Annotated in this window: 8 protein-coding genes and 5 pseudogenes; 5 read left to right on the top strand and 8 right to left on the bottom strand. The window is 34.1% G+C overall.

Annotation, left to right across the window (positions count from 1 at the left end):
• Positions 1 to 92: 92 nt before the first annotated feature.
• Positions 93 to 1,095, top strand: a pseudogene (locus tag ACQ9BO_RS00435) (NAD-dependent epimerase/dehydratase family protein).
• A 62-nt stretch (positions 1,096 to 1,157) separates the two neighbouring features.
• Here ACQ9BO_RS00435 and ACQ9BO_RS00440 read toward each other — a convergent pair.
• The 3 genes and pseudogenes from ACQ9BO_RS00440 to ACQ9BO_RS00450 form a co-directional block, all read right to left on the bottom strand.
• Positions 1,158 to 1,565, bottom strand: a complete 408-nt coding sequence (locus tag ACQ9BO_RS00440) for a DUF4296 domain-containing protein (protein WP_431243222.1) — start codon at positions 1,563 to 1,565, stop codon at positions 1,158 to 1,160.
• A 9-nt stretch (positions 1,566 to 1,574) separates the two neighbouring features.
• A pseudogene (locus ACQ9BO_RS00445) lies at positions 1,575 to 2,915 on the bottom strand (dihydroorotase).
• Positions 2,916 to 2,925: 10 nt separating this feature from the next.
• Positions 2,926 to 3,650: pseudogene (locus tag ACQ9BO_RS00450) on the bottom strand (polyprenol monophosphomannose synthase).
• 107 nt (positions 3,651 to 3,757) lie between these two features.
• On the opposite strand from ACQ9BO_RS00450, the gene ACQ9BO_RS00455 reads away from it, so the two are divergent.
• The 4 genes and pseudogenes from ACQ9BO_RS00455 (at position 3,758) to ACQ9BO_RS00470 (ending at position 6,294) form a co-directional block, all read left to right on the top strand.
• Entirely contained in the window at positions 3,758 to 4,447 is a 690-nt protein-coding gene (locus ACQ9BO_RS00455) for a DUF4271 domain-containing protein (protein ID WP_431243223.1), read from the top strand.
• Between the two features lie 14 nt (positions 4,448 to 4,461).
• Positions 4,462 to 5,211 (top strand): uroporphyrinogen-III synthase, encoded by a 750-nt coding sequence (locus ACQ9BO_RS00460; RefSeq protein ID WP_035653304.1) that lies wholly within the window; start codon positions 4,462 to 4,464, stop codon positions 5,209 to 5,211.
• A gap of 280 nt (positions 5,212 to 5,491) precedes the next feature.
• Positions 5,492 to 5,961: pseudogene (locus tag ACQ9BO_RS00465) on the top strand (Lrp/AsnC family transcriptional regulator).
• 57 nt (positions 5,962 to 6,018) lie between these two features.
• A complete protein-coding gene (locus ACQ9BO_RS00470) occupies positions 6,019 to 6,294 on the top strand; it encodes a hypothetical protein (RefSeq protein WP_431243224.1) in 276 nt (91 codons plus the stop codon).
• 118 nt (positions 6,295 to 6,412) lie between these two features.
• On the opposite strand, the gene ACQ9BO_RS00475 is transcribed toward ACQ9BO_RS00470, so the two are convergent.
• The 5 genes and pseudogenes from ACQ9BO_RS00475 to leuS form a co-directional block, all read right to left on the bottom strand.
• Positions 6,413 to 7,102 carry a zinc metallopeptidase gene (locus ACQ9BO_RS00475; protein ID WP_431245044.1) on the bottom strand — a complete coding sequence of 230 codons (690 nt, stop codon included), beginning with the start codon at positions 7,100 to 7,102 and terminating at the stop codon, positions 6,413 to 6,415.
• Positions 7,103 to 7,228: 126 nt separating this feature from the next.
• Positions 7,229 to 7,822 (bottom strand): hypothetical protein, encoded by a 594-nt coding sequence (locus ACQ9BO_RS00480; protein WP_431243225.1) that lies wholly within the window; start codon positions 7,820 to 7,822, stop codon positions 7,229 to 7,231.
• Positions 7,809 to 8,282 (bottom strand): RNA polymerase sigma factor, encoded by a 474-nt coding sequence (locus tag ACQ9BO_RS00485; RefSeq protein ID WP_431243226.1) that lies wholly within the window; start codon positions 8,280 to 8,282, stop codon positions 7,809 to 7,811. Before ACQ9BO_RS00485 ends, ACQ9BO_RS00480 begins: the two co-directional genes overlap by 14 nt.
• 5 nt (positions 8,283 to 8,287) lie before the next feature.
• Positions 8,288 to 9,133, bottom strand: coding sequence for an alpha/beta fold hydrolase (locus ACQ9BO_RS00490; RefSeq protein WP_431243227.1), 846 nt, complete (start codon positions 9,131 to 9,133; stop codon positions 8,288 to 8,290).
• 406 nt (positions 9,134 to 9,539) lie between these two features.
• A pseudogene (leuS, locus tag ACQ9BO_RS00495) lies at positions 9,540 to 12,403 on the bottom strand (leucine--tRNA ligase).
• Between the last annotated feature and the right edge of the window lie 5 nt (positions 12,404 to 12,408).

Here is a 12,408-nt window from a genome sequence, read left to right on the forward strand (position 1 = left end):
TTGGTACTTGAATTTCAAATAAAATCAAAAACCTCTGCAACTTTGTTTCTCTGTCACTTTGCACCTTTCAACCAAAAACTTATCTTTACAAAATGGTATTAGTAACTGGAGGAACAGGTTTAGTAGGCTCACATTTATTGCTTCATTTAATTGAAAATGGAGAAAATGTTCGGGCTATTTACCGAAACGAAAGCAATATTCAAAAAACAAAATCAGTTTTTGAGCTTTATAAAAAAGGTTATTTATTCGAAAAAATAGAATGGCTTGAAGGCGATATTTTAGATGTTCCTTCGCTCGAAATTGCTTTTAACAATATCGAATATGTTTACCACTGTGCTCGCATTAATTTCATTTGACCCAAAAGATGAAGATGCACTCCGAAAAACCAATATTGAAGGAACTGCCAATATGGTCAATTTTTCGATTGCTCGAGAAATCAAAAAATTCTGTTTTGTAAGCTCTATCGCCGCTTTGGGAGATTTAGCTTCGCATGAAACTTATATTACCGAAGAAACCGATTGGAATCCTGAAAAACCGCATAGCGATTATGCCATTTCAAAATATGGTGCCGAAATGGAAGTTTGGCGTGCTGTTCAGGAAGGTCTTGATATTATAATAGTAAATCCAGGTGTAATTCTCGGACCAATTCCGAAAACAAAAGAACCACATCAAGGAAGTTCTGAATTATATACAAAAGTCGCTAACGGATTACCATTTTACACGCTCGGAAGTACTGGTTTTATTTCTGTTGATGATGTTGTAAAAACAGCCTTTCAATTAATGAAAAGCGATATTAAAAATGAGCGTTTTACCTTGATAGCAGAAAATGTAGTTTTTAAAGATATTCTCGACACCATAGCTACAGTTTTGAAAATCAAAAAACCATACATTCATGCAAAACCCTTTTTAATGAATGTGCTTTGGATGACCGATTCGATTTTTGCCACTCTATTTTTCCAAAAAAGACGCCTCACAAGAGCTACGGCAAAATCTTCTTATTCTAAAAATCTGTATTCTAATGAAAAAATAAAAACCGCTCTAGGAACGGTTTTTCAAGATGTACATAAGTACATTATAAATATTTCAAAACTTTAATTATTGATCTAAAAGTTTTTCTCTTGCTCTCGGATTAACATTTGCTGGATTCTCCGGAGTTTTTATAGAATCTTTTGGTTTTTCATTTGCTTTCTTTTTAGCCGCTTTTGTCGCTTTTTCTCTTCAATTTGAAGAATCGAATCAGTTGCTCTTTCCTTTACTTGCAATCTTTTTCCCAACTCATCATAAAGCTCCTTATACGTTTCATAATCGGAAGCATAATAAATATTGCTTTGCGCAAATTGCAGACTATCGACTTTGTATTTTTTGAAAATAAACTTCTTAGGATCTGATTCAACAGAATCTAAAGACAGCGGATTTTGATATTTCATTGCCTCCAAAAGAGACAAATCATACATAATATCAATCATTTTCTCTCTTTCAATAAGTCCTTTTGGCTCTTTTACAATCTCTTTTTTACAACTTACAGAAAGAAACAAAACCAATATTATAAATACAAAATTCTTCATTTCAGTTTTTTATCTGTCAAACAATAATCTTTTTCCAGCGCGCACATCTTTTACTTTGAAATTATTGTATACCATTTCTCCGTTTACAAAAGTATGCGTGATTCTCGATTTAAAAGCCATATTTTCAAAAGGAGACCAACCACATTTGTACAAAATATTATCAGAGTTTACACTCCAAGGCAAACTCGGATTTACAATTACCAAATCGGCATAATAACCTTCTTTGATAAATCCTCTTTTTTCAATTTTGAAGATTTTAGCTGGATTGTGGCACATTTTCTCCACAATTTTCTCCACGCTGATTTTCCCTTGATGATGCGCTTCAAACATTGCTACAACTGCATGTTGCACAAGCGGACCTCCAGAAGGTGCTTTTAAATATGATTGTTGTTTTTCTTCTTTGGTATGTGGCGCGTGATCTGTTGCAATTACGTCAATTCTTCCGTCATTCAAAGCCTTCCACAGTTCAGCACGGTCTTCAGCCGTTTTCACCGCTGGATTCCATTTTATATAATTTCCTTTTGTTTTGTAATCTTCGTCGGTAAACCAAAGATGGTGCACACAAACCTCAGCAGTAATTTTTTCTCTTCTAACGGAATTTTATTGGTAAACAATTCCATTTCTTTTGCCGTTGAAAGATGGAAAATATGTAGCCTTGCTCCTGTCTTCTTTGCTAAGGCAACAGCTTTTGAAGATGAAATATAACAAGCCTCAGCACTTCTGATCAAATTGTGCGCCGTTACCGGAATATCTTCACCGTATTGCTCTTTGAATGCGAGCAAGATTATTCTGAATTGTAGTTTCATCCTCACAGTGAACTGCAATCAGCATTGGCGTGCTTGAGAAAATTTTCTCCAAAGTCTCTTCTCTATCTACCAACATATTTCCAGTTGAAGAACCAAGGAAAATCTTGATTCCTGCGACATTTTTTGGATTTGTTTTTAGAACCTCTTCCAAATTATCATTAGTTGCTCCCATCATAAACGAATAATTCGCAAATGATTTTTGAGAAGCAATCTGGTATTTTTCTTCTAATATTTCCTGAGTAACCGCATTCGGAACCGTGTTTGGTTGTTCAATAAAAGAGGTAATTCCTCCCGCAACAGCCGCTCTCGATTCAGATTCGATATCTCCTTTGTGCGTCAAACCTGGTTCTCTAAAATGAACTTGGTCGTCAATCGCACCCGGAATCAAATAATTCCCTTCGGCATCGATCACTTTACAGTCAGAAGTTTTTAGGCTGATGCTGTCTGAAACCTCAACAATCAAATCATTTTCGATTAACACATCGCCTTCAAAAATAGATCCTTCGTTTACAATTTTAGCATTTTTAATTAAAATCCTGTTCATCGCCTATAATTTATAATGTATTGAATAATTTTTTTAATCGAAGAGAAATCACCCCAAGAATAGCTTCTTTAATAATGGCATTGCTCATTTTTGAAACTCCTTTTGTTCGGTCCGTAAAAATAATTGGCACTTCGCTTATCTCAAATTTACCACAATAAGTTCGATATTTCATCTCAATTTGAAACGCATATCCAACAAATTTGATTTTGTTCAGATTTATCTTTTCCAAAACCTGTCTTTTATAACAAACAAAACCTGCAGTAGCGTCGTGAATTTTCATTCCGGTAATGAATTTAACATAAACCGAAGCAAAATACGACATCAAAACACGGCTCAAGGGCCAGTTCACAACATTTACGCCTTTTACATAACGTGATCCAATTGCCAAGTCTGCGCCTCCAAAATGACAGGCATCATATAATTTCTCTAAATCGTTAGGATTGTGTGAAAAATCGGCATCCATTTCAAAAATGAAATCATACTTGCGTTCCAGCGCCCATTTAAAACCATGCACATAGGCTGTCCCCAAACCTGATTTTTTTGCTCTTTTTCCAAAAACAATCTATCAGGAAATTCTTCCTGTAAAGCAATCACTTTATTCGCAGTATGATCTGGAGAATTATCATCAATAATTAAAAGATGAAAAGGCTTATGTTGCGAAAGAACAGCTCTTACTATACTTTCTATGTTCTCAATTTCGTTGTAAGTAGGAATTATGACAATACTATCACTCATTTTTTTCTCGGTAATTTCACCGCAAAAGTAAACTTTTTATAGCATTTGCTTCATAATAAATACATAATAAAACTATTGAAATAAAAAATTGCTAATTTTGTGACATTATGATTGAACACCTGCATCCTCGAATTATTGAAAACAAAGACTGGGCAACTGCTTTATTTGTCCTGACCTTTGCTGTTGTTGCCATTACAAAATCAGCTTATGAGACTCGATTTTCGGAATTCAGCAAGCTAATTTTTTCTGATAAATATGCCAAAATTTACCGTGACAACAGCCATATGAAGAGCAGTTTTACGGTTGGATTGTTTTTTGTGCAAGTCATCTCATTTGCATTTTTTATTCAGTTGACAATGCATATATTTTCACAGAATTCAAAAGCGGCAGAAATTGTATTAAAAACCGATTGGATTTTATTTATTCAGATTGCAACATTTCTTCTTTATTTCATTTTGGCAAAATATTTAGTCGAGAAAATTGTTGCAACTTCTTTCAATATTGAAGAGTTTGTCGATCTTTTTAACTTACAAAAAGTCACTTATCGAACTTATATTGGTGTATTATTGCTTCCTATTAACGCAGTTTTATTTTATTATGACAATATTCCAACTATTGTTCCGTTGACAATCATAGGCATTTCGCTGTGTATAAGCCTGTACTCCTATTTTATTTCAATTAAAACGTATCAAAATGCAATAATCAGTAAGTTATTTTATTTTATTTTATATCTTTGCGCTCTTGAAATAGCCCCTTATTATTTTCTTTATTATTGGTTAACAAAAGGGAGTGCTTAGAAAATGTTTATAATATGAAAGTGAAAACAATTTTGGTGTCACAGCCTGAACCTAAAGTGGAGAATTCTCCTTACTTTGAGCTCCAACAAAAACACAAAATAAAAATTGATTTCAGACCATTTATTCATGTGGAAGGGGTTAGCGCAAAAGAGATTCGATTACAAAAAATCGATCTTAATCATTACACTGCGATCATTTTAACAAGTAGAAATGCTGTAGATCATTTTTTTAGAGTGGCTGATGAAATGCGTTACAAAGTTCCAGAAGGATTGAAATATTTTTGTCAATCTGAAGCTGTTGCATTTTACCTTCAAAAGTATGTTGTGTACAGAAAACGTAAAATTTACGTTGGAGCAAAAGATTTTGCAGACTTGTCTCCGCTAATCAAAAAGTACAAAGACGAGAAGTTTTTACTTCCTGCATCTGATCAATTAAATGCAGATGCTCCTGTAACACTAAACAACTTAAAAGTTGATTGGGCACAGGCTATTTTTTACAGAACTGTAATGAGCGACTTGTCTGATTTGGCAGATGTTTATTATGATGTTTTAGCATTTTTTAGTCCAACAGGAATTAAATCTTTGTTTAAAAACTTCCCTGATTTTAAACAAAATAATACTAGAATCGCAGTATTTGGAAGCACAACTCAAAAAGAAGCTTTAGATCATGGTTTAAGAATTGATATTCTTGCTCCAACTCCTGAAACTCCTTCTATGACAATGGCTTTAGAAAAATACATCGCCGAAGCAAACAAAGGAAAATAAATCGACAAACCGAAAAATATTTAAATTCCAAATTCCAACTTAATCACTTGGGATTTGGAATTTTTGTTTTTTGTAAACTTTCGATTCCCGTGGTTGAAACCACGGGCTATGTTTTTAAATTTTGTTTCTGATAGCTTTAAGGATAAAACATTTATGTCTCATTTTTCTTTTATTGGAATTTGGGATTTAAAAATTGGAATTTCTATTTCTTGAGCATTTTAACTACATTTGATTTCTATTCCAAACCCAAATTGCTAGAAATAGTTTCAAATTTTAAGTTATGAAAATTAATTCCCTATTAATTGAAATTGACGGTATCGACAAAGAGATTCTTCGTTACTTAATGGACGATGCCCGAAAACCCATATTACAAATTGCTAATAAAATTGGCATTTCAGGCGCGGCAATTCACCAGCGCTTAAAAAACTCGAGCAATCTGGCGTTATTTCAGGATCAAAATTTACCGTTAATCCAAAAGTTTTAGGCTACAACACAATGGCATTTATTGGAGTTTATCTCGATAAAGCTTCTAGAAACTCTGAAGCTGTAAAAGAATTGAGAAAAATCCCTGAAGTTCTAGAATGCCACTATACAACCGGAAACTGGTCGGTTTTGATTAAAATCATCTGTCGTGACAATGAGCATTTAATGTCTCTTTTAAACAACAAAATACAGGCTATTGAAGGTGTTTCAAGAACAGAAACTTTCATTTCATTGGATCAGCAGATTGATAGACAGATTCAATTGTAAATGTGTAAATGAGAAAATTTGATAATTAGATAATATAAATTCCCAATTTCACAAGCAATGATTAATATAGCTCGAAAAGAAATTAAAACATTAGTATTTTTTATTATCTATTTTATAATAGGATTCTTAGCAGAAAAAACAATTCCAAGCAGTGCCTGCAATCCAGGCGCGGGCTTTTTACTGTTCCTACTGACAATCCCAACAAGTATTATTTTGGCTCTTATGCTTCTTTTCAAATACTATAAATCAGAAAACATACAATATGTAAATTCATTTTACATTATACTCGGAATTTGGACAATTCTTTTTTTATTAATGTATTTCAATAATTAAAAATATTGTATTCCGAAATTCGATTAACTTCAAAAGCAAAACCCGACAGGTTTTTAAAAGCCTGTCGGGTTTGCTATAAATTATCTAATTGACTAATTATCTCAATTATCAAATTAAATTAATTCCTCCTATTTCCCGAATAAATCGAAATATAATATAACAATGTTGCAATCGATCCAATCGCGGCAACCACATAAGTTCTTGCCGCCCATTTTAAGGCATCTTTTGCTCCTGCTTGCTCTTGTTGCGTCAGCATATGTTTGTTTTCAAGCCAAGCCAAAGCTCTGTTGCTCGCATCATATTCGACTGGCAATGTAATAATCGAAAATAAAGTTGTTGCCGCAAAAAGAATGATTCCTACCAACAATAACTGCGGAAAAGCTTTTATCATTAAGATTCCAGCAAGCAAAATCCACTGCATGAAACTTGATGCAACATTCACAATCGGAACTAATTTTGAGCGCATTGTCAACCATTCATACCCTACAGAATGTTGCACCGCATGTCCACATTCGTGTGCTCGCAACTGCTCGCTACCGCCGCTGTTTCGATGATTATAAACTGCTTCACTTAAATTCACTGTCTTGTCTGACGGATTATAATGATCAGTTAATTGACCTGGAGTCGAAATAACACGAACATCTGTAATTCCGTTATCAGCCAACATTTTTTCGGCAATCTCTTTACCGCTCATTCCGTTTTGCAATTGCAATCTTGAATATAATTCGAATTTACTTTTAAGTTTTGAACTTACCATCCAGCTAAACAACATTATCGCACCGGCAAGTAATAAATATCCACCTCCCATATTTGTATTTTTTTGATTGATTTTTAAAGTTACAAAATCAATCACAATTTCTGAACCATTTTAACAAAATGACATTTTGACATTTTTTGACAAAAAAAGCTTCACAATACTGCAAAGCTTTCATGATTAAGACTCTAATTGATTATTTACTTCTTCAAACTTTTCAATTAGGCTGTTTATTTTTGATTGTTGTTTTTTAATTTGTTTCGGGCGGATATAAAACCAATTGAACAAAATCCAAAGCAAAGTGATTCCGTAAGTTAAACTCGCGCCTATAACACTCATTCTACTTGCATATTCATACATATAAAGGCAAATTCCCAAGGTTAACATCAAAAAGTACAAACTCATCATATTTGTCTGCAAAAATTGCTGTTTCTTTTGAATCGAAACCAATTTTTGAAGATATTCATGATTGTCCTTTGTTGCATCAATATCTTTATAATTTCCAAATAATTTATTGGATGCAAAAAGATAAATCACCATTCCAAGAACAACCAAGATGATTCCTATTTTAGTTGAAATAAATTGTGGCTGATAGTAAATCCAAATAAAAATGATAAAAGCACTAGTCGCCAAAAGCATAATATTTGTTTTCCATAAACTGCGCAATGAAGCTTTTTTAAATTGACTTACGCGATCAAGCAAATCCTCCATATTGGGCTGACTTACAGCTTGTTTTTTCCATAAATCTTTGAAGTCTATATTATTGTTTTCCATTTTCTTTAAATTTTTGAGTCAGTTTTTCTTTTATTCTGTGAATTTTCACTCTAACATTCGCTTCTGAAAGTCCAACAATTTTGGCAATTTCTGCCTGTTTTACTTCTTCTAATTCCAATGAAATAATAATACGGTCGGTTTCTGGAAGCTCAGCAATGCATTTATAAAGAAACTGAATCTTCGGTTCGATTGATTGTTGTTTTTCTTCAGAAAGATGAGCTGGAAGTTCTGATTTTGGAAATCGCTTTTGCTTTTCAATCTGCCTCAGACAATTGTTAGAAGCAATTCTGAAAATCCAAGTTCCAATAGCCGACTCGTTTCTAAAAGTTTCCAGTTTTTGCCAAACAATTATAAAAGTTTCTTGAGTCAAATCCTGTGCGGCGTCATGATCATTAACAAATCCCATGCAAAGCCTGAAAATTCTATCCCAATATGTTTTGTAGATTTGTTCGAATTCCATTCTTATTATTTTATAAAAGTGTTTAATTGTGCCAAATACCAATCTTTGTCATCATACATAATAAAATGCAGACCTTTGTTTGCATATTGAAAATTGACTGTTTTTAAATTTTTATATTGTTCCTCAATTGCTGGTTTTAAATTTATAAAATAAGACTCTAATAAAATTAACGCTGGACATTTTATCTGTGCGATTTTCGCTCTTAAATCAGTATTTGAAAAATCGCAATACATTTGCCCGAATGTTTTTCGGTCTGATTTTACGCTCCAATCCACTACCATATCCATTTTTGAAGCATCTGCCAAAAGTCTTGGCATTGTCTTTTTCTGCATTTCAAGAAATTGAACGTCTGTCATCGATGTCATTTGATTTACGGTTGCAGTGCAATCATTATTTTCTTTTGATTTAAAAGAAGGATCCATCAACGCTACCATACACGGAAGCGCATCAACAACTACAATTTTCCCAATTAATTCTGGATAATCAGCGGCAATGGCAAGTGCTAATCCTCCGCCCATACTGTGGCCAATTAGAATTGGTTTTTCGATTTTATTGTCTTTTATAAAATTGGCAATTTCGTTTTTCCAATTTTCAAATGACGGATTTGGTTGTGGTTTTACTCCAGCGAAACCAGACATTGTTAGTGTATAACAAGTGAAGTCTTTTTCGAAAACTGCTTTGGTATCATTCCAAACTTCGCCAGAAGAAGCAAAGCCAGGAATAAATATTATAGATTGTTTCCCTTTTCCGCTTTTAAGAACTTCAAAAGGATATGATTTTGTTTGTGCAAAAACATTTAGACATAATGCTGAGAATAAGAATGCGATAATTAAGATGATATACTTTTTCATTTTTAATAGTTTTTAAGTTGTTAATTAAATCGGATCCGTCCTTTTGATACGACAACTATTAAAATGTTACAACAGAAATGAAAATTTTAATAAAAAAATTACAAATCCCAATGTTGGTGCGGGTTTTTAACCGCAAAGTGCGCAAAGATTTACGCAAAGAGCGCTAGTTTTTTTGCTCGCAAAGACGCTAAGTCGCAAAGGTTTTTCCTTACAATGAGAATCTACACGCATTGTCAGTCTGAGCGGAGTCGAAGACCACGCAAAGATTTTCCGCCACGAATTCACGAATTATTTTTTACAATCTTTGAGAATAAAAATTCGTGAATTCGTGGCGGAAAAAATAAAAAAATCCCAAACTCCAATCGTAAAATTGGAATTTGGAATTTTATATATTGGAATTTTAAAACTAACCTACAAGGTTGATAATTTTCCCAGGAACAATAATCACTTTATTTGGCGTTCTTCCGTCTAATTGTTTTTGAGTTCTTTCGTCTTTCATAACGATTTCTTCGATTTGTTCCTTGGTTAAATCCAAAGGCAATTCGATTGTGAAACGCATTTTTCCGTTGAACGAAACTGGGTATTCTTTATTGGTTTCAACCAAATGATTTGCATCAAAAGCTGGGAAAGCAACTTCTGAAATTGAAGTTGTATGCCCTAATTGTGACCATAATTCTTCAGCAATATGTGGCGCGTATGGTGAAACCAAAATCGCTAACGGCTCTAAAATCGCTCTTGAATGACAGTTTTGAGAAGACAATTCATTCACACAAATCATAAATTGAGAAACCGAAGTATTGAAAGAGAAATTCTCTATATCTTCTGCCACCTTTTTGATTGTTTTATGCAATGATTTTAAGTTGTCTTTTGTTGGTTCGTCGTTATTTACGATTAAACCATTATCATCAAAATACAATCTCCATAGTTTTTTCAAGAAACCAAAAACTCCCGAAATTCCGGCAGTATTCCAAGGTTTTGCTTGCTCTAAAGGACCTAAGAACATTTCGTATAAACGTAATGTATCTGCTCCATATTCGTCACAAATATCATCTGGAGTTACTACATTGTATTTTGATTTCGACATTTTTTCAACCTCGCGACCTACAATATATTTTCCATTATCATCTAGAATGAATGCGGCATCAGCATAATCTTCTCTCCAAGCTTTGAATTTTTCTACATTTAATTCATCAGAAGAATTCACCATTGAAACATCCGCATGAATTGGCCGCACTTTTTGATCTCCAATTTTATTTTTAGAAACAAAAGTATTTGTCCCTTCTAATCTATAAACAAAAGCACTTGTCCCCAAAATCATTCCCTGATTGATCAGTTTTTTGAATGGTTCTTCGGTTGGAGCAAAACCTTTGTCTTTTAAGAATTTGTTCCAGAAACGAGAATACAATAAGTGGCCTGTTGCGTGCTCACTTCCTCCAATGTATAAATCTACATTTTCCCAGTAAGCTAAAGCTTCTTTAGACGCAAATTCATTTTCGTTGTGCGCATCCATATAACGCATCCAATACCATGAACTTCCCGCCCAACCTGGCATAGTGTTCAATTCTAAAGGAAAAATCGTTGCATTATCAACTAAATCAGTTGCAACAACTTTATTTTGTTTTGTATCCCAAGCCCAAACTGCCGCATTTCCTAAAGGAGGCAAACCGTCTTCAGTCGGCAAATATTTCTCTACTTCTGGCAAAATAATTGGCAAATGCTGAGACTCGATCATTTTTGGAAGACCATTCACATAATACACTGGGAACGGCTCACCCCAATAACGCTGACGAGAGAAAACAGCATCACGCAAACGGTAATTTGTTTTACCTTTTCCTTGACCGATTTCTTCTAATTTTTCAATCGCTTTTTGAGTTCCTTTTTTATAATCTAAACCATTTAAGAAATCAGAATTTGCGATTTCAACGTTGTCTTTAGATCCATAAGCGACTTCAGAAATATCAACATTTGCGAAGATATTTTTGATTTCCTGCATTCCGTTCTGGCCTTTAAAGAAATTAGCAAAAGCGTAATCTCTTTCGTCACCACAAGGAACTGCCATTACAGCACCTGTTCCATAACCTGCCAAAACATAATCACCAATCCAAACCGGAATTGGTTCTTTTGTAAAAGGATGTTCTGCATAAGCTCCTGTAAATGCACCAGAAATGGTTTTTACATCAGCCATACGCTCACGCTCAGAACGTTTTGCTGTTTTTTCGATATAAGCTTCAACAGCTTCTTTTTGTTCCGGAGTTGTAATTTTAGCAACCAAATCATGTTCTGGTGCCAAAGTCATAAAAGTAACTCCAAAAATTGTGTCAGGACGAGTAGTGAAAACTTCGATTACTTCATCATGATTTTTCACATTAAAAGTCACCAAAGCACCAACCGATTTTCCGATCCAGTTTCTTTGTGATTCTTTAATTGACTCACTCCAATCAATATCATTTAGACCTTGAAGCAAGCGTTCGGCATAAGCAGAAATTCGCATACTCCATTGTGTCATTTTTTTCTTATAACAGGAAAGCCTCCACGTTCTGAAACTCCGTTAACAATTTCGTCATTTGCTAAAACAGTTCCTAAGCCTGGACACCAGTTTACTTCGGTTTCTGCCAAGTATGTCATTCTGTATTGCAACAAGATTTTTTCTTTTTGATCTTCAGAATAAGAATTCCATTCGTCAGCAGAAAAAATTGCAACGTTGTCATCACAAACTGCTTCAACCAATGCATTTCCACTTTCTTCAAAAACAGTTACAAGCTCTGAAATATCAAAAGCTTTTCCTTGTTTTCTGCAATACCACGAATTGAATAATTGGATAAAAATCCATTGTGTATGCTTATAGTAATCCGGATTTGACGTACGCACTTCACGCGCCCAATCAAATGAGAATCCGATTTTATCTAATTGTTTTCTGTAACCAGCGATTTGCTTTCCTTCTTTATCAACGCCACCGTCAATATTTACACGCGTTGTATCTTCTGGACGCTGACCTGTCTGAATTGCATATTGTTCCGCTGGCAATCCGAAACTGTCGTAACCCATTGGATGCAAAACATTGAAACCTTGATGTCTTTTGAAACGAGAATACACATCTGAAGCTATATAACCTAGTGGGTGTCCAACATGTAATCCTGCTCCAGACGGATAAGGAAACATGTCGAGAACATAATGTTTCGGCTTTTCAGAGTTATTTTTTGCCGCAAAAGTTTGATTTTCTGCCCAATATTTTTGCCATTTGGCTTCAATTTCGTTTGGATTGTACTTCATTTCTA

The organism is Flavobacterium sp. P21 (genome assembly GCF_050632225.1).
In the GTDB taxonomy this organism is placed as follows: Bacteria; Bacteroidota; Bacteroidia; order Flavobacteriales; family Flavobacteriaceae; genus Flavobacterium.

Bases quoted from the DNA above. Each gene is read 5' to 3' on its own strand.
- ACQ9BO_RS00460 (WP_035653304.1), top strand. From the start codon at position 4,462: ATGAAAGTGAAAACAATTTTGGTGTCACAGCCTGAACCTAAAGTGGAG.
- ACQ9BO_RS00455 (WP_431243223.1), top strand. From the start codon at position 3,758: ATGATTGAACACCTGCATCCTCGAATTATTGAAAACAAAGACTGGGCA.
- ACQ9BO_RS00490 (WP_431243227.1), bottom strand. From the start codon at position 9,133: ATGAAAAAGTATATCATCTTAATTATCGCATTCTTATTCTCAGCATTA.
- ACQ9BO_RS00440 (WP_431243222.1), bottom strand. From the start codon at position 1,565: ATGAAGAATTTTGTATTTATAATATTGGTTTTGTTTCTTTCTGTAAGT.
- ACQ9BO_RS00485 (WP_431243226.1), bottom strand. From the start codon at position 8,282: ATGGAATTCGAACAAATCTACAAAACATATTGGGATAGAATTTTCAGG.
- ACQ9BO_RS00475 (WP_431245044.1), bottom strand. From the start codon at position 7,102: ATGGGAGGTGGATATTTATTACTTGCCGGTGCGATAATGTTGTTTAGC.
- ACQ9BO_RS00470 (WP_431243224.1), top strand. From the start codon at position 6,019: ATGATTAATATAGCTCGAAAAGAAATTAAAACATTAGTATTTTTTATT.
- ACQ9BO_RS00480 (WP_431243225.1), bottom strand. From the start codon at position 7,822: ATGGAAAACAATAATATAGACTTCAAAGATTTATGGAAAAAACAAGCT.